Raw genomic sequence first — 21,928 nt, 5'->3', positions numbered from 1 at the left:
AAGAGGAGGAATCCTATAATGAATGAAGAGATATTTTTAACTTTAAAAGGATGGTTTAATAAATATGTAAGTACTTACTCCTTCCCAAATCCTACAGACCAAAGAAATATAGATTTAAAATTTGAGCATACCTATAAAGTTGTTGAATTAATAACTACTATAGGAGAGGAGATACTATCAGCAGAAGAGCTGTATCTTGCTAAAATAACAGCACTATTCCATGATTTAGGAAGGTTTGAACAGTATAAGCGCTATAAGACCTTTTCAGATGCTAAATCAGAGGATCATGCAGCACTAGCAATTAAAATTATCTTAGAGAATGATCTATTAGCAGAAATTTCTCAAGAATCTTCCCAGCTAATTTTAAAGGCTATATCTTATCATAATAAGATGAATTTACCTGAAGATGAAACTGACAAGGTATTACTTTATAGCAAATTAATTCGTGATGCCGATAAATTGGATATCTGGAGAGTTGTAATTAATGATTATAATCAAGAGGATAATAATAAAGTTGTGGGCTTAGGATTAACTTCTAAAGATGATATTTCTAACTCTATCTGCCAACAGATAATAGCAGAAAAACCTGTTGATTATAAAGATTTAAAGACATTAAATGATTTAAAATTGACACAAATGGGCTGGGTTTATGACATAAACTTTCAAAAGAGTCTCAAAATCATCGAAGAAAGAGAATATATAGACAAGCTGTTTATGACCTTGCCCCCTTCAGACAAAGCGAGAGAAGTCTATGAGCAGATTAAATCATATATCAATAATAAATTGGCACTATAAAACCAGAAATTAGAAGTTAAAAGTTGATTATCCATCTGTTGTCAACTAGCTCATCTTAACATTATAATGATAATCGATAAGATTCCAATTATCCAAATTGCAATAACAGAGATTCCTCCGATTCTACTAACCTGATTATCTATATTATCCATACTTAACTCTACATCTTTTTCAAACTCTTGATAGAGGTTATCAGGAAGCACTGTAAGAGCTAAGATAATCCCAACAGGCAATAATAACAAATCATCTAAAATAGCCTAAAATAGGAATAAAATCTGGGATTAAATCAATAGGACTTAAAGCATACCCTAATATCAGAAGAATAAATAACTTTGAATACCAAGAGACCCTTGGATCTTTGTAAGCATAATAGGGATATATAGCTTTGCTTTTAAATCCTTCACCTTCTGCTGCCAATTAAACCTTCTCAATCTCTTAACCCCCTTAAGCCAATATCTATATCCAATTCTAGAATTAAATTGAGATATGATTCTATATAAAGATATTACGACAGTAACGAGTAATGAGTGACAAGTGATGAAAAGAGATTCTTACTCGTTACCCGTCACTCGCCACTGATTACTAAAGTATCGTAATATATCCATACACCAGCACTTAAACTATCCCTAATCAATTCTATGCCCTGTTGGAGTAACCTGTTTCCCAAAGCCTTTTAAATCTACTTCCACCTTTACTTCAACCTTTGCATAAGGGTATCTTCCTATCCAGTTATAGTTACGATATTCAGAAAAAGTAGTGAACTTCTTTCTAGCTTCTAATACCCATAGAAAGGGTTCGCCTCTAAAATCTTTTTGGGTCTTATCAATCAAATCTTTTATTTTATTCTCTAAACTATCCTCAATAGACTTCTTTAATAACTCCTGTTTTTGGAGATTATCAGTATAATTATTACCACTGACAATAGCTAAGATATGGGCAACAATTGAAATAGTAGTCTTAATATTAGGATCATCCTCAGATAAATCTAGCTTAAGCTCTGAATCCCTGTGTTTTTTCAGTCTCATAGTCACTCTATAACCTTTACTAATAGGATCAGGAAAAGTAAATATCATTGAAGCTGTCTTATAATGGGGTCTTAATAATAAAGCTAATCTGGTCTCTTCTCCAGTCAATCTGCCAACCATCTTCCCCTCTTTAAAGACTGCAGATCCAATTATCTGAGTTGGATTTCCTCCCTTTTTAGGTATCTCTCCTGGAAGATAGTCATCCTCATAACCCTGCTTTTTTCCTTTTCCCTCTTTTTTGGCTACTGTAGCATAGGCCGCAAGGAATAATTCATCCTTAGACTCCGTTCTCTTTAAAAGATAATGAAGCTTAGCTGGTCCAACTATTCCTATCTTCTTCAATCGAATTCTCATAAAATCATAAAACTTATTTGCTCTTGTCTCAAGTAAGGGTTTATTACCTCTGATAAAATCACTAGCTTTCTCCTTAGATACGATTACAAAGGTCTTTCTCCCAGTCTGCCGCTCTCTAATTGCAGCATCGAGATTATATATCAACTGCTCACCTCTAGCAAACTTCTCTGAAATAATCAATGTAGATATATGTCCAAAGTTAATCTCGCGAGGTACAGTAGCATTTAGTAGATCTAAGCCAGCTACAATATCTGGTACTTCCAGAGTAATTACTTCACTGGGTGGCTCACCTTGAGCAGTTCCTACCTCTGGTCCACCACCCCCTTGAGGATTAGCAATCAAGTAAGTCACCTCAACATTCTTATCTCTTCCTTGATCCAGTCCAATAGCAACAATATAAGCCTGCCGTTCCAATTCCGATCTATCCCAACAGCCACTTATAAATAAAACTATTATTAAAAATATAATTAATTTAATAAATTTCATCATCAGCTCTCCCTTTTAAACGATCAACAACCCATAAGAATACTGGTAAAAATATAAATATCGACCAAGTAAACTTTAGAATATAGTCTTCTCTGAATATTCTCATAGCAACAATAGAATTCTCTGGAATTAGAGCTAAAGAAATTATAACTAATGATATTGGGAAAAGTAACAACTCAAACTCTTCAATCTTGATAGTATAAGCAAAGATTGCTGCTGTCACATATAAATAAATACTAAAACGCATAATAGCTCCAATAAACCAGAAGAGAAGAAATAGATTCTCTACATTAGCTATAAAGTAACCAATAGATACATATAGGCTTAGTGATTGAAAGGGAAAAGCTACCTTCTGTATAGTAGGATAATCAAAAACAGTTATGTATAACAAAAAAGATAGAACCATCCCTGTAATAATAATAAATAGAGAGTAAAAAGTACCTCTATAATATTTTTTATCATCTCTAACAAAAGGATAGAAAGTTGTCATCAAAAATAATTCTCCAAAAATAGATATGTGCAATAAGGAACTTTTAAATAATTGAGAGAGACCAGGACCCCAAATAGGATATATATACTCTAAATTAACTTCGCCTAAAGCGAGTGCCACTAATAAAATAAAAGAAGCGATAATTATCGGTAATAATAGCCAACAAGTTCTTCCTAAAGCCTCTAATCCCCTTTTAGCAATCAGATAACAACTAATTGTAATAATTATCAATAGAACTATTATAGGTGTTTTAGGGAAGAAAAGAGTATTAAGAATATCCACTTGATCTCGAAGGTTGACAGCAGTTCCTAAAAGAGAAATTATTGTTAGAACAAAACTGATGATAAATCCAACATACTTACCAGTAATACTATATATTAGCTCTATTAATCCTTTGCTTTTATACCTATTTAGCAAAGATAATAAGATCAATAGAGGCAAAAGGATATATCCTCCCATAATTAAAGGCATCATCCAAGTAGCAGTCATTCCCTCTTTAAATAATAAATTAGGAGTCATATCAGCAACCTTTAAAATAATTGAAAAGACTATAATTGAGACAAACTCTCTAATACCTATCTTTCCATCTGACTCTTTAATCATTACTATCGTCCCCCTCCACCTTCTCTTTTCTCTGTTTATCCTGTGGATAGATATTTAAAGGTCTTAGCCACTGCTTCCAGACCGGAGGACGGATAATAGTATCACCTGATGATGGATAATAAGGGGATAATGGTGACAAGAAAGGTACATCAAAGGATTTAATAGAAGCTAAATAAGATAGTGTTACAGTTAAAGAGATGGATATTCCCAGATATCCAAATAGATATGCTGAGAAGGAGAATATAAATTTCATTATCCTAATCATATAATTTAAGCTGGTATTGGGAATAGCAAAGGATGATAGACCATTTAAGGCAATGATTATAACTATAATTGGGCTAATAACATTTGCATCAACTGCTGCTTGTCCAATCAATAATGCTCCAACGATTCCAATGGTAGGTCCTATTGTGTTGGGAATTCTAATCCCAGCCTCTCTAATTAATTCAAAGGATATCTCCATCAATAAAACCTCTATTATAACAGGAAAGGGAACATTCTCTCTAGTAGCAGTAATAGCTAAAAGAAGGTCTGTTGGCAAAAGATTCTCATGAAAATTGGTCATTGCAATATAAGCTGCCGGTGCCAACAAAGTGGTCAGCAAAGCAAGCAATCTAATCAATCTAATAAAATTACCATAAGCCCATCTCTGATACATATCCTCAGCAGTTTGAAAGAAAGACCAAAATGTCACAGGAAGAACTAAAGCTGCTGGTGAGTTATCCACTAGTACTACATGACCCTCCTGAAGAAATGCTGCAACACGATCTGGTCTTTCTGTATATAATACTGTTGGCACTAAGGAATATGGTCTCTCCTCTAAATGTTGCTCTAAGATAGCAATATTTTGAACTACATCAGCCTTGATATCTTGAACTCTTTTCTTTATCTTCTTTACTAAATCAGGACTAGCAATATCATCAATATACATAATTGATATATCTAAAGGAGAACTCTCTCCTACTGACATAATCTCAGTAATCAATTTCTCATTTCTTAGCTGTTTTCTAATTAAGGATCTATTAACTTGGGTTGATTCACTAAAGGACTCCTTGGGACCTTTGACTACAGTTTCAGCAGTTGGCTTCTCTACATTGCGATAACTAAAACCAACAGTATCCATATATATGGCTTTTCTAGAACCATCGACTAATAAAACAGTTCTTCCATCAAGAATCTTCTTTTTGATCTCTTGAAAGGTATCTATCTCATCTGCAATACTAACATTGATTACCTTATTAATAAGATCAATATTAGTCAATTTTTCATCATTACAGGGCTCTTCTTGTAAAGGATTGATAATATGCTCTTCAACCTTTTTACTATCAACCATTCCATTCAAATAAAGAATAACCCCTACTCTACTAATCGATTTTATGCTAATCTTTCTAATTTTAAAATCTTGATTCTTAGGATAAACAAAGATCTCTTTAATTCTATTAAGATTAACAGCTAATTTACTTGAGATTAGTTCTTTTTTATTCCTTCTATCTGTTGATTTATTATTGACATCTCTAATTTTTTTAAAGAAAGAAACTATAGATTTCATAGATTTAACGACTCCTAAGGGTGATTTTTATGTTATTAACACTTATTATTTGTTACTAATTACCTTTTATTCATCTGTTTAAATTATAGGTATCTACTTTTAAAATAAACAGTAATGAAATATTGCGATATTTTGATTATTAGATAAGTACCTTACTTAGATATTTATAATACTATAACTATCTACTTTCTATCTACTTTAAAACTAGCAACCACCAAATTAAAAGTTAACTAGCTCTATTTTCTCAAATATAAAAGCCTAGCAATTCTATAATTATAGAATTGCTAGGCTTTTATATTACCTAGTTCTATTAAATTTTAATACTAACATGGTTACATCATCAAAAAGATATGCCCCTTTAGTAAATTTACTAAGGTCATCTTTAACCACCTGTTCAATATTATACACATCTTTATTCTCTATTTTAGAAATAACCTTCTGCAATCTAACATTTCCATACTGTTCTTTATTCTCATCTCTTGATTCAGTCACTCCATCGGTATATAAGAAGATAACATCACCGGAGTCAAGACTTAAACTCCCTCTCTGATATTCAAATTCCTCTGTTATTCCAAGGATAAAGGTATTATTAGATTTGATATAACTACACTCTCTATCTTCTGCCCGACAGATTAAAGGGGAATTATGCCCAGCATTAGCAAATTCAAGCTCTCCTGTATCTAAATCCAAGATACCTATAAACGCAGTTACAAAGATATATTCATCATTATCTTTACAAAGAGCATTATTGACATTATATAATATCTCTTCAGCTGAAATATTTCTCAAAGCCTCATTCTTGATTAAAGTCTTAGTTATTACCATAAATAATGCAGCAGGCACCCCATTTCCTGCAACATCACCGATAACAAAGCAGAACTTATTATCATTAATAAAGAAGAAATCATAAAAATCTCCTCCTACATTACGGGCAGGTTCCATACTTGCAAATATTTCAAATTCATTTCTGTCAGGAAAAGGAGGAAAGATTCTTGGAAGCATACTGGCTTGAATCTTACTTGCCACCTGTAATTCACTCTCGATTTTCTCTTTAGCCGCTGATGTCTCCTCTAGCTTCTTTAAGTTCTTATAAGAGCGTAATGATGTCATTACAGTAGTATATAGCTTCTTAGAAGTCAGCTCAGTCTTCTCCTTATAGTCATTAATATCATACTCCTTAATTACACTTCTCTCTGGAGCCTGTCCAGGTTGTCCTGTTCTTAATATAATCTGAACCAGCTTATTTCCTAACTCTTCTCGAATATACTTAACTACCTCTAAACCAGAGTCCTCATTCTCCATCACAACATCTAATAAAACAATGGCTATATCAGAATGCTCATTTAGCAACTTCTTTGCCTCTGCTGCTGAATAAGCATTGATAAATCTCATATCTCTTCCTTCAAAAGTGAAATCATCTAGTACAATGCGAGTTATCTTATGGACTTCTTCCTCATCATCTACAATCAATATCTTCCAAGGAGGTAATTCATTTTCTAAATACTCCTCTCCATCTTGGAAAGTATATATTATACCATCACTCTCTTCCGATTCAAATAAGAGATCATCCTCGGAAGTGCTTTTATCATCTTCAAAATCAAATAATATATCATTATTATTTCTCACCAATATCTACACCTCCTAGTGAGTTTATGAATAGAAATTATAAACTCACATTTACCTATAACTCCAAATTTGAAGGTCTTAACTAAAACAGCTAACTAACCCTTATAAAGCTACTCAATAAAATTAGCAATTGACTTTATCAAGATAAGAGTATTCTTTCCATCTTCTCGATGATACTCTATTTTATCCATTATAGTTTTTATTATATAGATTCCTAAACCTCCAGCTTTTCTCTCCGATAAAGGAAGGGTCAAATCAGGGTCTTCATAATCAAGCATATTAAAAGCAATACCCTCATCAATAAATTTCAAGGTTATCTTTTTATCTTTAGTATCAATATCACAGGCTATCTCCACATAACCTACCTCATTAAGATCCTGATAAGCATAATTGATAATATTAACTAAGACCTCTTCACAAACAAGTCTTAACTTATATAATAATTTCTTATCACATAAATTGAATTTCTTTGCTTTATCTAAGACATAACTAATCATTGAATCGAGATTTTTCATAGTTGCAGGTAATTTTAGGCTTGTCACATTAATCATCCCTTTTAAATATTAGAGCCAAAGAAGAATTATATTAGCTTAATTAATTATATTGTTCTTCACTCTCTTTAATGACAAAAAAGTTGTCTAACTCACTCAACTTTAGAGGATCTAACATCTTATTTTGTGCCCCTACTAAGACCACATCTGAGCTAACTGCTACTTTTTCTTTAGCAAAAAATATTGTTCTAATACCCCTAATAGACATATATTCTAACTCTTCCATTAAAAAGATTATCTTATCGATCGATTCTTCAACCTACTGATTCAATTTTTTAATAATTTAGGTGAACTAAAGGAATCCAAATATCCTACTAAAGAAACCTCAAGTACACCATTATATTCCTTTAAGTTGAATTCTAACTTAAAACTCATATCTAACCACTTTTGGCTGAGATATTAACACCTTATTTAGCAGTCAACAATATAATTGATCTAGCTGTTACCAATACCTCGTTTTGGTCTGCTAGCTTCTTATGATTATTTTCATCCCACATATCTTCTGGAGGAATCATTCCCGTATTAGCAACTACATGCCAGTCTTTACCTTCTGGTAGCTCTGGTAGCTCAAATCCATGTAACTCCCAGTGCATATTTATAGCAGCATAAATAAATTGATCATCTTCTGTTCCATAGTCTTCAGCCCCACCTGCAAACATAACAGCTACAGTAAGAGTAGATGCTCCAAAATCAAAGTTCCAAGCCTCTTGTCCATGCCAAGAAACCTCAGGATATCCACTAGAATTATAAGCAGTTTTAAACTGCTCTGCTCTTAACACAGGATGTTTTTTTCTAAACTCTATCATCTTTTTGAAGTAATCAAAGATTTCCTGATTGCTTTCTAATAGCTCCCAATTCAACCAAGAAATTTCGTTATCTTGACAATAGGCATTATTATTTCCAAATTGAGTATTTCCAAACTCATCTCCTGCTAAAATCATGGGAATTCCACGACTCAATAACAGAATTGTAATAGCATTCTTAACCTGCTTTATCCGCTCTCTATTGATACCATAATCATCAGTTGGACCCTCATATCCGAAGTTCCAGCTATAATTCTCATCAGCACCATCTCGATTATTCTCTCCATTGGCATCATTGTGCTTTCTATTATAAGAGAATAAATCCATTAGAGTAAATCCATCATGGCAGGTAATAAAATTGATTGATGCTGTAGGTCCCCTGTCACTATAAAGATCAGGTGATCCTTGAACTCTTTGTATTATTCTACCGACCATATCACCATTTCCTTTTAAAAACCTTCTGATATCATCTCTATATTGACCATTCCACTCTGCCCAACGCCCCCAGGCTGGGAATGATCCTACCTGATATAAGCCACCTGCATCCCAGGCTTCTGCTATCAACTTACATTTTCCTAATACAGGGTCATGGGCTAGCGCTTCCAATAAAGGTGGATTGACCATTGGTGCTCCCTTTTGATCTCTAGATAGAATAGAAGCTAAATCAAATCTAAATCCATCTATATGGTATTCAGCAGCCCAATATCTTAAACAATCAAGTATCATATTTCTAACAATAGGGTTATTACAATTTAGGGTATTTCCACAACCACTAAAGTTATAATAATAACCTTGAGGTGTCAATAAATAATATGTCTTATTATCTATTCCTCGATAAGAGATATAAGGACCCTTCTCATTTCCTTCTGCTGTATGGTTAAAGACTACATCTAAAATGACCTCAATACCATTTTTATGTAGCTCTTTAATTAAATTTTTTAACTCATCAACCTCCATACCATACTTTCCTGTTGCAGCATAGCCTGCTTTTGGAGCAAAAAACCCGACAGCACTATACCCCCAGTAATTCATTAACCGTTCTCCTGTTACCTTTGAAATTTTAGAATGTTCAAATTCATCGAATTCAAATACAGGTAATAACTCTATACAGTTTATCCCCAACTCTTTTAAATAAGGAATTTTATCCCTAATTGCTGTAAAAGTACCAGGGTATTTAACCTCTGAAGAAGGATGTTTGGTCAAGCCCCTTACATGGGCTTCATAAATTACTAAATCCTTCATATCTATCTCTAAAGGTCTATCTCCTTGCCAATCGAAATCATCAAAGATTATTCTAGAACGATGTTGGAATTTATCATCCCAATCAGGATCTTTTCCCCAAACTTCTCTACCACCTATTGCTTTAGCATAAGGATCAAGTAATATCTCTTCTTTATCAAACCAAAATCCTTCACGAGGGTTATAAGGTCCATCCATTCTATAACCATACTCTATATTTTCATAATCTATATCAAAGACCATCATAGTAAAGACATTTCCTATTCTAAATTCATCAGGAAATGGGATAATGGCAAAAGGATTCTTTTCATGCTTCTTAAAAAGAACCAATTCACATGAAGTAGCATGCTTTGAAAATACTGAAAAATTTACTCCTCCTGGAACTATGGTTGCTCCAAAGGGTAATGCTTTACCACGCCGAATCTTAATTCCATTATGTTCATGGGTAGGATAAGTATCTACACGTAACATATCTTTACTCCCCTTTTTTCATATAATTTATTGCTTCATTAACTGTATCATAACTATTTAGTATATGGCTAAACCCTGTTATCTCCATAACATCCTGTACTTCTTCTGATAAATTAGAAAGCACACCAAAGCCCTCTACTGACTTTAATTTTTTAGCAATTATTAAAAGAACTCTTAATCCAGCACTGGATACATATTCACATTCACCCATATCAAAAATTAATCTGCTATGATTTTCAATATAAGGCATAATATTATCCTCAACTTTATTAGCAGAGCTTCCATCAAAATCACCTATAAGCTTAATAACCTTTATATCATCTTGATTATTAACCTTTATTTCCATTTATAATCACCTCTTTAAATTTTAAATGATACTGTATCTTAACTGTTTAAACTGTTACTTCTAAAGTTCAATCCGGTATTGGATCATACCCCCAAAATTAATTTATATCAAAACAAGTTATAAACTTTCTTTATAAAATCCCTTTAGCCTAACTTCTAGATTGTAAATAACTAAACCTTAATATAATAATTCTAGTTTTCCTGTCGGAATTCCTTTTTTTCTAATTTTGGCTCATAGAATTTTTTTATCTAAAACATCCAAAGAAAACTCCATCTAAACTATGTATTAGGTGGAGATGAATTGGATAATATTTGTAAGGTTCGATACCTTCAAATATTCTATCTAGTATGGTATAATACTAATAACAAGGTTATAAAAAAAGAGTAATGCTAACTCACAACCTGAGTTCAGCCCCTTGTCGTACAAGTGAATATATGGAGTTACAAACACTAATCCTTGTTTGTGTAAAATATTCAAGGTTGTAGGATTAATGTATTCCCAGAATAGCTATATAGCTATGAGGGATAATGGGTTTGTGGACAGCCCCTAGTGAATAAGGTAATCTACTTTGTAGAGGAAACTTAATATACAAACTTCACTAAAAAGCTACTAGTAACCTATATCTATATGGTATTTGCGAAGTATAGCGAAGCTCCACCTAAATTTTTAATTTAGGTGGAGAGGTTCACTTAAATATATATGATTAACTATATATTATCATAAATCTCCTATCAATATAAATTAACAACATGTTAAAAATAAGTTAAATTTGATATTATACTTATAATTTTAACTTATCTTTACAAATAAATCCTTATATGCAAGTATAATTGAAGTTTATAATAACCTTGTTGTTTTTAATTTTTTACTCATTACTAATCACTCGTTACTTTTATTTTACTCTAATTTTAATTTGATTCTAAAGTTAGATGACTATATATATTTATTATACCACTACTTAAGATATACTAAAGAATAATTATGAAAGCGTTTCCACAACAAATAAAATAATTGCTTTAATTACTATGATTAATCATAGTAATTAATCTATCTCTTTGGGAATCTTAATTATAAAGCTAACCCCTTCACCTATTGTACTTTTACATTCAATATCACCTTTTAATATATTATTTACTATATTATAGATTAAATTTAAACCTAATCCAGTTCCACCTTGTCCTCGCTTAGTTGTAAAAAAAGGCTCAAAAATTTTATTGATATGCTCTTCAGGAAGACCTGCTCCATCATCACTGTATCTAAGCTTGATGAATTCATCTTCTTCTAAGACTTGAATCTTTATCTGCCCATCATCTTTATCTTCAAAACCATGAATTAAGGAGTTCATCACAAAATTGGTAATGATTTGAGAGATTGCCCCAGGATAATTATCTATTTCAAGGTCCTCATCACAATTAATCATGACTGTATGGTCTGTCTTTGATAATTTAGGTTTTAAGCTGATAATAATATCATCAAGGTACTCTTTTACATTAAACTTTCTCTTCTTATTATTTGTTTGGTCAGCTGCAACTAATTTAAAATTATTAATCAACTCTGATGCATTATTTAAATTCTTCAACGTCATCTCAGCAGACTCCCAAGCCAATTTTAAAAATCTCTCTAAATCTCCCCTCTTCATATTTCCTTCTTTATAAAGTTCAACTAATTCCTTAGTCTTTTCAGCAAGATGGGATACAGCTGTCACCCCTATCCCAACAGGAGTATTTATCTCATGAGCTACCCCAGCCACCAACCTTCCTAACGCAGCCATCTTTTCTGACTGTATCAACTGCTTTTGAGCTCTTCTTAGCTCTTTATCCCTAAGCCTACGCTCTGTTATATCTCTCCCAAAGACCTCAAAAATAGGTTCATCTAAGCTATCTACAAAGGTTACACTTATCTCTAAATACTTAATTTCTCCATTTTTTAGACGATACTTGGTCTCGAATCTATCCTTTCCCTTGTTTCTTATCTCCTCTAATAATTCCTTTAACTCCTTTTTATCTCTGCTAATATCTAAATCACTAATATTCATATTGATAGTCTCCAATAAAGAATATCCAAATAGACTCTTATAAGCTTCATTGGTCTCTAAAATATCTCCTTCTAGATTCATTACCCAAAAAGCATCCATTGAAGTCTGTAAAATTGTATTTATCCTATTATTCTGTTTACGTAGCTCATCAACAAACTCTTTATTATCACGATAAGCCTTCTCTAACTCCTGTTGCTTTCTCTTTCTTTCAGTGATATCACGGGCAAAGACATTAAATATCGGTTCTTCTAAACAGATACTACCATCAATACAGTCAATAAAGGTAATACTAACCTCTACATCTCTTAACTCTCCATTCTTCAACCGATATTTGGTCTCAAATCGATCTCTACCTTTTGACCTAATATAATCTAACTGTTCTTTGACCTCTGCTTGACTTTTACTAAAGTCTAAATCCTTAATATTAAGGTTCATATCTACTACCTCTAGTAATGAGTATCCAAAAAGATCTATAAAGGCTTCATTCATATCTAGAATATCACCTTTTATATTCATTATCCAGAAGGCATCCATTGAAGTCTGCAAGATTACATTGGTTCTACTATGATGTTTTCGTAACTCATCAATAACTTCTTGATTACCCCGGTAAGCATTCTCTAATTCTCTTTGTTTCTCTTTTCTACCAGTAATATCTCTTGCAAAAACATTGAATATCGGCTCTTCTAAACAATCCACAAAGGTAATACTTATCTCAAAATCTTTAATTCTTCCATCTTTTAATCGACACTTTGTCTCAAATCTATCTCTACCTGTTCTCTGAATAGCTTTTAATTGTTCTTTTAATTCTTCTCTATCTTTAATTATATCTAAATCACTAATATTCATCTCCATTAATTCATCTAAGGAATAGCCGAACACATCTACACTGACTTTATTACTTTCTAAAATTTCTCCATCTATATTCATTATCCAGAAGGCATCCATTGTAGATTGTAAGATAATATTCAATAGTTTAGACCTACTATCTAGATTAGTCAAAAATCCTTTTCTTATAGCCCCCTTTACTTCATTATCCATTTTCATCTCCCCTTTAGCGAACAACTATTTTACTATTTCAGCTCATGGATATATCACTTTAAAATAAAGATTGGTATATTGCGACACTTTCGTGTCGGAAATCAGGAATCAGGAACCAGCGTTTTTAACTGATTCCTGATTCCTGACTACTGATTTCTAGAAGTGTCGCAATATCTCTATATAAGAATACATTTAAATTTAGATTCACCTTCTTCCAGCAAGGATGCCCCTTTCAAATCTTATTTTTGATTTGGTGGGGGAGGAATTGCTGATTTTTAAATTTGTTCAATACAAAGTTTAAAAATAGTTTATATTTTTCAGTAAATAAGATACACTATAAATGCAACGTGAATATAGGAGGTGAGCTTATGCAATTAATTAGAACTATGAAACTACAACTTTTTCTTGATGATACCGAACAAGATTGGTTAGACAAAACCCTTAATTCTATTAAAGAAGGCTTGCATATCTTCATCCATTACCTCTTCCTTAAGGATATCCTCTAGAGTTTCTTGCTTATTATCCTCCCTGTTTAATTCTAGCTCAATCCCTTCTTTCTCTTCATACTCAATATCTTCAGCAACTGATAAGGATAAATCTTTAAACTCTTTAGATAATACCTCTTTTTGATAATCCCAGATCAAATCTAAATTGGTAAGTAGCTCAATTGTAAAATTAAAGGTTGTAATCTCTTGCTTAATATCAACAAAAGCATCAGACATTAAATAAGTCCCAATCAACTTAGCTTTAATCCCATCTTCTTTGTATGTTATCCCAGCATTATCTAATTCCTGTACCAAAGTATCATAGATAATCCTCTCTTCATTATTTAATTTGATTATCTTTTCTATCCCTTTAATTATAGGAGCTTCAAATAAATCTAGCTCCTTAAGGCCATCCTCAGATAAATTCTGATACAATTTAGTACATATAGAGCTATTTCTAATTAAATACTTGTAGAACTCTTCAATTGTAATCTCATCATCTACACTTACCCCCATACCATCTAACTTAATCTTTAATAGCATCAAATCTGAAGTAGCCCAATTACCTTTTTGCTGATCTAAAAATTCTATTATAAGTAATAAAATTCTATCAAAATCAGAAGAACACTTATAATCCCCTGTTAATTGATAAAATGACTTTTCAAAGTCATTGGACAATGCGTCAACTTCTCCCACCTAATCAAAAACAAGATTAGGAAGGAGCTTGTTAAATTCAAAACCATACTCAGTATAGTCTTCCCTACAGGTCTTAAAAAGACCTTTCGTGTAGAGAGAACAACAAGATTTACACCTTCTTAAACCTACACGTGGGTGATTCGGGACTAAGAAAGTTGAAGGGCGGTTGACTAAAGTTACCCTATCCTCTAAGTAAAGACCTAAAGGGCTACGAGTTACCTCGTATGCTATTTTTAAATAGCTCTTTTTGCAATATTGATACTTGCATTGAAATCAGCATTTTGTAAATGTAAGTTGTCACACAAAAATCTATTTTGGCTTAACCTAAAGCCTTTTTTACCACAGACAGAACAGATTTGAGAAGTATCTTTAGGATTAATATCTTGATATGGAATACCTAACAAGTCAGCTTTATGTTTAATTAGTTGCTTTAATTGATAGAAAGCCCAAGAGTTCTTTTCATAATTGTTAAGATTGTTGTCATTAGTTACATTTTTTCTGATATTCTTTAAATCTTCAAAGACAATTAGAGAGTTGTGTTTATCAGCCAACTCAACTATTCTATTAGCAATTTTAAAGTTTAACTCTTTACAAAGTCTGTTTTCAGCAATCAAAGAGGTTGCTTTACTACCAGAGGAACGAGCTTTAGCTTTTCGCTTATGCTTATATCTCATTCGCTTAAATCTTAATTCTTGACCTGACATACACTCTTGGTGAAGGATGTTCTCTTTACTATCAATTATGCTAAATGTAGCTAATTTAACAATACCCAAATCTATACCTAAGATAGTATCAGTTTCTCTTTTAGGTTGATTATACTCCATAATTAAATCTAGATACCATTCATCATTATATTTATATAATTTAGCAGTTTTGAGTTTATAGTTAGGGTTCTCTATCTTGTTAAGTTGATATTCTCCAAAGGCTAAAGGACAATAGATTGATTTTCTGCCTTCAATGGGAATTTTAGCAATATAGCGACCATCTTTATTGACTAACTCAAAACCTTTATTGTTAACTAAAGACACTTCAACTTGTCGGTGGAATTCAGCATTTTCAGCACTCTTATAGGTTTCAATTGCTTTACGATTAGCTTCAACAGCCACTTGAGAAGGTAAATTAAAGTTGTTTCTTGATACCCTGTAAGTATGTTTGTGGGATTTAGTATAAGAAGTAAAACCCCAATGCTTAACTATTTTAAGTGCTGAACGAATAGCTTTATTCCAGTTTTTAAGAAAATATTCTAGTTGTTTTTGTTTGATTTTGCTGAGTTTATATAGTTTGATATGGTGTATAGTAATGTGGTGTTTCTCATTCAAATCAATCACCTACTTTCTATCATAATAAGAATTGATAATATATCTAATTAATTCTGCTCTAGAAATACCTTTTTCATCAGCGGTTTTATCTAACTTATCAATCATTTGTTGTGGTAAAGATATTTGTGTTCTTTTCATCATTACATCACCTCTTACATTCTATTATACATCATATAGGTTGTTTTTTCAAGAATGGTTTAAAATTATTTTAAGGAGGTGAAGACCGTAGCAATTCCTCTCCACCTAAATCAAAATTAAGATTTAGATGGAGTTTCCTTGCTATATTTTAGATGAAATTTAACCATGAGTCTATATGGAGATATTGGGGTACTTTTTCTTTGATGGTTAGGAGTTAGAAATTTAGGTAGTTAGTCAGTTCCTAACCACCTAACCATCTACCCACCTTTCCACCTAATAACGAAAGTGTCACACTATCTTTCTATTGTTTCATTTTCAATTCACACACCTATAAGGCCTTATACTATACTTAATCATCTAATAATGGGATAATATTTCTTCTATTCCAATCTATCGCTAACTCCAAAGGAGTTTTGCCCAAATACCTGACATTAGTATCGCAATGAGCTTTAATTAAACGAAAAGCCACCTTAGCATTATCAGCTATAACAGCTTCTATCAAGGCTGTTCTTCCTTTATTATCCCTTAGATTTAAGTCAGCCCCTAACTCTATTAACCTGTCAACTAGCTCTAGATTATCAAATTTAACTGCATAGATTAAGGGAGTTCTATTATTATTATCTCTATAATTAAGATCAATTCTCATATCAAGTAACTCTTTTATCAATCTAAGATTATTATTCTCTATAGCTTCAATAAGTAATCTCCCTCTATTCTCCTTATCTTTATTTAAGTTCCAGCTTTCATTAAAAAAATTATCTTCTAGGTTCTGACTTATTCCTATCTTCTCATCTATTTCTGCTGAATTATCTTTATCTTCTATATTAAAGTTCCATACCAAAGATAAATTGATTATTAGGCTAACTCCAAAATCTAATAAGTTAATTTCTTGATCTATTGCAGAAAAATAATTCTCTCTAAAGTATCTGCTAATTTGATTTAGTATAATCTTTTTATTCTTGCTTTTAGCAAAAGTAACTATAGATATTCCTACAATTAGTGAAGATTCAAAGGATGATATATTTGCTAACTTCTCTTTAGAGATATATCTAAATAATAAATTTAAAATTTCAAGGTTATCTAATAAATATTCATAAAATTGTTTAAAAGTTATTCTCTTTTTTAAATTTAAGTCTATCTTCCCCAAAGCTAATTTTAGCCATATAAAATCTTCTATTCTCTTTACCCTCTTCTTTTTCTGGAAGAAGTTTATAACTACTAATATTATCTTTTCAAAGTCCGATAGATCACTTGGATAATCCCCTATATAGAGATAGCTTAATTCCCATCTCTTTTTTATTCTTAGAAATAATCCTCTTAAGAGCTTGTATATCTTTAAGTTCTTATCATCTGTTGGAATCCCTTCTAATCTATTAATAACTAATAATAACAACTGAAAACTCATCTTCTTATAAAATACTACTTCCTTTATTAAAAGAAAAGCAACATATTTAATTTTATATACATCCTTTGTAATATCTGAATATAGATCTAGCAGTTTAGTTAGCTCTTCTAATATACTATCTTTCACTCTATTTTCTTTAAGAACTAAAAGAACAACACTGATTATAAAGACTCGATTAATATACTCCTTATTATCAATATTCTCCTTTAACTTCATTACAACCTTATATTCAAGACCTAACTTCTCTCTTTGATTTATATTGATATCAGTAAATAATTTAGCTAACTCCTCCATAATTTAACCACATCCTTAAGTATAGATGTCCAATCCTAAAAAGAAATTTAAAATATTATTTTTGCCACGAATCTGCACGAATGAACACGAATAAAAAATCAAGTAAAAATATAATTATTATTTGTATTTGATTTTAATTCGTGTGAATCTGTGTTAATTCGTGGCTAAGAATTCTTTTATTTCACTTTAAAGTTGGACATCTATAGAATTATTTTTTAGCTTGAAATTAATTATTCTATTTATATAAAATAAGGGTTTCTATTATATAATAATACTCTTTTTGTATTATTTTTCCTTTTTTTACTTGGGTTAATTTAAAGATATTTAGGAAAATAGCAAAAGTGATTTATGACTAAGGGGATAAATAATTAACATATTTTATCTAATAATGTAATCAAATAAAAAAGCATAACAGTTAGATTAATCTAACTGTTATGCTTAAGAAAATTAATTATCTAATACTAAAAAAACGTCCTGTTAGTCCATCTACAGAAATATCATAGCTAGCTAAACCAGCTATCTCTTCACCTGTAAATAAATCTATTAACTTAGTTCCACCAACATTAGATATTGAGATTGTAGTTGCATCTGTTCCAGTATTTAATACATAGAGTATCTTATCACCTGTATCTGGATCAATTTTAAGATCAGCATATTTAGTCCCAGATGCTACCAAATTTCTTCTCTCTCCATTCCATAATGCTGGATTATCATTTCTAATCTTCATCAAACTACTTACATAATCTTTTAAATCCTCTTCTTGATCAGTGAAACCAGAGGCCTTACCTGCATCTCTAGCAGCATGGTCATCATAAATTTTTACTCCATCAACCATATCCTGTTCATTGATAAACCCTTCTACCTCTCTACCAATCTCATCACCATAGTAAATAGTGATTGGTCCTGTATATGATGCCATAAAACTAAAAGCTGCTTTATGACGTTTCCAATAATCAGGATGCTCCTTACCATAACCTAAATGAGGTGCTCTTTGAATCAAATCACCAAAACGAACTACGTCATGGGTAGTTAACATCAGATTTGGTTGGGCATCATAAGGATATATCTCGTGAGTTGCATACCCTCTGTTAAATACTGAAGTTGGCTGACTATAAGCACCACCCTGTTCTGTATGCTCTTGTGAAGCTAATACTTGTACTAAAGCATATCTTAGTGGGAAATCAAAGAGTGATTTTAATCCATTTTGACTATAACCGATACTATTTATCTCTCTTCCAGATCCATCCCATATCTCACCTACTAAATAACCTAGTGTTCCCCATTCTTCTCCACGGTCTTTTCTTTCTGCACAAACTTTTTCTACTGCTTTTCTGATATCATATAAGTAATTAGTTCCATCTTGGTTCATTTGGAAGGCTTGATCTAACCTCCAACCATCAATTTCATACTCCTCAATCCAATAAGTAGCTACATCTTTAAAGTATTCTAAACTATCTGAATATTTGACCTTATTTCCATACCATTGTGTATCATAATCAACTACACCATCTATAGGGTCTGCTCCATGATGTCCAAATACTCCATCTAAGAATACATATAAGCCTAACTTATGAGCTTTCTCTACTAGCTCTCTTAAGTCCTCATTTGTACCAAATTTAGGATCTACATTATAATAATCATCAGGAAAATAACCTGTTGCTTGTCCTTTAACTAGTCCAGTCTTTGACTCAAATATTGGAGTCATCCAAATAGCATTAACGCCAAGTCCTTTGATATACTCTAAAGAATTGATTATACCTCTCAAATCACCATTATGATGGCTTGGTCCATAGCCAGTCCCATAACCCCCTGGTTCTCCATCTTGAAAGGCTTCTACCATTATTTCATAAATCCTTAGATTATTTATATCAGTTCTCTTCTCTATCTTCGAAAACTTATCTGCATTTATTTCTACATTATTTACTTCTGCATCTGTAATAGTAGCTGAGGCAATATAAAGATCTTTTCCATTTAAGTCTTCTGCCTTAGCAATTACATTATACTCAGTTCCATTTAAATCTGAAAATGGAAAGGATAGAACTCCATTCTCATCAATATCAGCCACTATTTCAGTTTTGGAAGGTATATATTCGTCTATATTTATATTTTTAAGAGATACCGTAATCTTTTCTATAGAATTATCGTTGGGAACCTTAACATTTACCATCATATTCTCTATTACCTCTGCTACCATATCCTTGCTATCATCTTTACCATTACATCCTACAAATAAACCTAAGCTTAATATAAGTATAGATAATAAAATAATTTTTTTATTATTTATCATCTTAATCATAGGCGTCTACCTCCATTAATTAATTTAAGTTAATCTACTGTTCTAATAAAACATTAGGGCTTTTATGGGTTTGGTGAAAACCAAATTGTATAAATTATATATTGTATCCTTTTATCCATTTAGCTACTTGTTCTTCAAACTCTTTTTTCTTTGGAATTCCTAAATTAACATCTTGATTTAATTTAGCTATGTTTCCAGTATCTAAATATTCTTTCATACCTTCTGAATTAGCCCAATAATAAGCTCCCCAATTAATAAGATCCCATTCTTCCATATAATCATTAAATTCATAATCAACATAAATCAACTTATCATCTTTAATCACAAAATTAGTAGGAAAATAATCTATATTAATTCCTTCTTCCTTTAGTAGTTTAGAGATATTAAAAATCTCCATAACATGGTATTCCTCTAATGAACTATTAGCAATTAGCTCTGCAGCTGTTGGTCCATCAATATACTCCTTAATTAAGTATTCTTCTTCATGATTATAATCTATCAATCTTGGAACTCTAATAAACTCTTTTAACACATGATAAGCATTTAATTCGCATTTAAGTTTACTTCCTTCAAAATTATAGTAAGAACAAGGCTCATGATGTATCTTTTTTAATACTAAATTCTTTTGCCCATTTGTAATTAAATATGAATATCCTGATTTCCCCTTTCCTAATAGCTTATCAATCATAAATTCTTGACCTTCTATTTTGATTTGTTCCCCTATCATTTTATCCCTCCATAAAATAGTAATATATTTTATCCCCTATAATACTTGCTATACTCCTCTTCTATTAATACTTCATTTAATTGTTCATAAGCCAATTCATAAGAGGTGATACATAAGCCAGCTACAATCGTTCCTATTCTTAGAGATTTTTCTATAGAATATCCCTTTGAAAATCCATATAAAAATCCAGCAAAGAAACTATCTCCTGCTCCATTACTATCAACCATCTCATAGTCATCAATGATTGGAACCTCTATCCATTCACCATCTTCAGTCAATGCAGTTGCTCCATCTTTACCATGGGTACAGATTACTAACTTCTTACCTTCACCTATCATCCTTTCCATAAACTCTTTATAATTTGGCAAGCTTTCAGAACTCATAAATAAGTAATTAGCAGCTTCAATAAAACCTTGATGATATTCATTCTCCCCATCATAATCATGGATATCACACCAGATAGCTTTATTGTATTTGTTAGCTACAGCTATTAATTCTCTAGTATAATTGATAATATTTAAGACAAGATAATCACTATCTTTGACCTTCTCTTCTAATCGTGTATAATCTACCTCTGGTTCAAAGGTTGCATATGCCACATAGATACTGATTCTGTTACCATTATCATCTATAATATTCGTATGCCGTTCAGTACCTTTAGGGTCTATATCATAGATAAAGTCTATATTCTCACCTTTAAAACATTCCTTTATCTTCTCACCATAAAGGTCATCACCTATCATGGCATGGAAAGTTGTATCAAATCCTAGCTTTCCAAAGTTCATAGCCTTACCGACACCCGTAGACCCAGCAGTTTCATGAAAACCTTTACTATAATGAGTCCCTACTTTAGGAAACTTATCCATATAAATCACTGAATCATAAGATGCTCCTCCAACTACTAATAACTTCTTCATAAATCTCATCTCCCTATTTATCTGATTAATTTTGGCGGTGTATTAGTTTAAAATTAAATATACTAGATATATTGCGACACTTTGTTTCAGTTGACAATTGGCAATTTACAATGCACAATTAAAAGATTAAGTTCTTAAAAACAATCAATCCAATAATGAATTAGCTCAAATTTTATACTAGCATCATACTATAAATTCATGTGTTAATGGCCTTAATTGTAAATTATACACTGTACATTG

Annotated in this window: 19 protein-coding genes; 1 reads left to right on the top strand and 18 read right to left on the bottom strand. The window is 31.6% G+C overall.

Going from position 1 to position 21,928, the window contains the following annotated elements; translation table 11 throughout:
• The first annotated feature begins 18 nt into the window (after positions 1 to 18).
• The gene (locus BX659_RS04470; RefSeq protein WP_097017588.1) at positions 19 to 795 is read left to right on the top strand and encodes an HD domain-containing protein; all 777 of its coding nucleotides are present in this window, start codon (positions 19 to 21) and stop codon (positions 793 to 795) included.
• A 50-nt stretch (positions 796 to 845) separates the two neighbouring features.
• Here BX659_RS04470 and BX659_RS04465 read toward each other — a convergent pair whose 3' ends face one another.
• The 18 genes from BX659_RS04465 to BX659_RS04390 all read right to left on the bottom strand — a co-directional run bounded on the left by BX659_RS04465 (position 846) and on the right by BX659_RS04390 (position 21,688).
• Positions 846 to 1,028, bottom strand: coding sequence for a hypothetical protein (locus tag BX659_RS04465; protein ID WP_216358768.1), 183 nt, complete (start codon positions 1,026 to 1,028; stop codon positions 846 to 848).
• Between the two features lie 10 nt (positions 1,029 to 1,038).
• Positions 1,039 to 1,110 (bottom strand): DUF1232 domain-containing protein, encoded by a 72-nt coding sequence (locus BX659_RS19645; protein WP_367302830.1) that lies wholly within the window; start codon positions 1,108 to 1,110, stop codon positions 1,039 to 1,041.
• Positions 1,111 to 1,421: 311 nt separating this feature from the next.
• Positions 1,422 to 2,660, bottom strand: a complete 1,239-nt coding sequence (locus BX659_RS04460; RefSeq protein ID WP_172431867.1) for a Ger(x)C family spore germination protein — start codon at positions 2,658 to 2,660, stop codon at positions 1,422 to 1,424.
• Entirely contained in the window at positions 2,647 to 3,753 is a 1,107-nt protein-coding gene (locus tag BX659_RS04455; protein ID WP_097017586.1) for a GerAB/ArcD/ProY family transporter, read from the bottom strand. Before BX659_RS04455 ends, BX659_RS04460 begins: the two co-directional genes overlap by 14 nt.
• Entirely contained in the window at positions 3,746 to 5,302 is a 1,557-nt protein-coding gene (locus tag BX659_RS04450) for a spore germination protein (protein WP_097017585.1), read from the bottom strand. Before BX659_RS04450 ends, BX659_RS04455 begins: the two co-directional genes overlap by 8 nt.
• A 297-nt stretch (positions 5,303 to 5,599) precedes the next feature.
• Positions 5,600 to 6,928 (bottom strand): SpoIIE family protein phosphatase, encoded by a 1,329-nt coding sequence (locus BX659_RS04445; RefSeq protein ID WP_143786662.1) that lies wholly within the window; start codon positions 6,926 to 6,928, stop codon positions 5,600 to 5,602.
• 110 nt (positions 6,929 to 7,038) lie between these two features.
• Positions 7,039 to 7,443, bottom strand: coding sequence for an ATP-binding protein (locus tag BX659_RS04440; protein ID WP_181186412.1), 405 nt, complete (start codon positions 7,441 to 7,443; stop codon positions 7,039 to 7,041).
• 79 nt (positions 7,444 to 7,522) lie between these two features.
• Positions 7,523 to 7,726 carry an STAS domain-containing protein gene (locus BX659_RS18790; protein WP_367302829.1) on the bottom strand — a complete coding sequence of 68 codons (204 nt, stop codon included), beginning with the start codon at positions 7,724 to 7,726 and terminating at the stop codon, positions 7,523 to 7,525.
• Positions 7,727 to 7,886: 160 nt separating this feature from the next.
• Positions 7,887 to 9,992: a glycogen debranching protein GlgX gene (gene glgX, locus BX659_RS04435; protein ID WP_106231674.1), complete on the bottom strand. Its 2,106-nt coding sequence runs from the start codon at positions 9,990 to 9,992 to the stop codon at positions 7,887 to 7,889.
• A 4-nt stretch (positions 9,993 to 9,996) separates the two neighbouring features.
• A complete protein-coding gene (locus BX659_RS04430; RefSeq protein WP_106231672.1) occupies positions 9,997 to 10,338 on the bottom strand; it encodes an STAS domain-containing protein in 342 nt (113 codons plus the stop codon).
• Positions 10,339 to 11,380: 1,042 nt separating this feature from the next.
• The gene (locus tag BX659_RS04425; RefSeq protein ID WP_181186411.1) at positions 11,381 to 13,411 is read right to left on the bottom strand and encodes a PAS domain-containing sensor histidine kinase; all 2,031 of its coding nucleotides are present in this window, start codon (positions 13,409 to 13,411) and stop codon (positions 11,381 to 11,383) included.
• Positions 13,412 to 13,839: 428 nt separating this feature from the next.
• Positions 13,840 to 14,592: a hypothetical protein gene (locus BX659_RS04420; RefSeq protein WP_181186410.1), complete on the bottom strand. Its 753-nt coding sequence runs from the start codon at positions 14,590 to 14,592 to the stop codon at positions 13,840 to 13,842.
• A 233-nt stretch (positions 14,593 to 14,825) separates the two neighbouring features.
• Positions 14,826 to 15,920 carry an RNA-guided endonuclease InsQ/TnpB family protein gene (locus tag BX659_RS04415; RefSeq protein ID WP_258176104.1) on the bottom strand — a complete coding sequence of 365 codons (1,095 nt, stop codon included), beginning with the start codon at positions 15,918 to 15,920 and terminating at the stop codon, positions 14,826 to 14,828.
• Positions 15,921 to 16,052, bottom strand: coding sequence for a ribbon-helix-helix domain-containing protein (locus BX659_RS04410; RefSeq protein WP_106231665.1), 132 nt, complete (start codon positions 16,050 to 16,052; stop codon positions 15,921 to 15,923). It abuts the gene before it with no gap.
• A gap of 346 nt (positions 16,053 to 16,398) precedes the next feature.
• Entirely contained in the window at positions 16,399 to 17,748 is a 1,350-nt protein-coding gene (locus BX659_RS04405; RefSeq protein ID WP_106231663.1) for an ankyrin repeat domain-containing protein, read from the bottom strand.
• Positions 17,749 to 18,199: 451 nt separating this feature from the next.
• On the bottom strand, positions 18,200 to 20,044 hold the full coding sequence (locus BX659_RS04400) for an alpha-amylase family glycosyl hydrolase (RefSeq protein WP_106231661.1): 1,845 nt from the start codon (positions 20,042 to 20,044) through the stop codon (positions 18,200 to 18,202).
• A gap of 94 nt (positions 20,045 to 20,138) precedes the next feature.
• On the bottom strand, positions 20,139 to 20,771 hold the full coding sequence (locus BX659_RS04395; protein ID WP_106231659.1) for a serine/threonine protein kinase: 633 nt from the start codon (positions 20,769 to 20,771) through the stop codon (positions 20,139 to 20,141).
• A 29-nt stretch (positions 20,772 to 20,800) separates the two neighbouring features.
• Positions 20,801 to 21,688 (bottom strand): carbohydrate kinase family protein, encoded by an 888-nt coding sequence (locus tag BX659_RS04390; RefSeq protein ID WP_106231658.1) that lies wholly within the window; start codon positions 21,686 to 21,688, stop codon positions 20,801 to 20,803.
• Positions 21,689 to 21,928: the final 240 nt, after the last annotated feature.

Origin of the sequence: Orenia metallireducens (genome assembly GCF_003001995.1) — a bacterium.
In the GTDB taxonomy this organism is placed as follows: Bacteria; Bacillota; Halanaerobiia; order Halobacteroidales; family Halobacteroidaceae; genus Orenia; species Orenia metallireducens_B.
This window is presented reverse-complemented; position numbering and strand designations above follow the sequence as displayed.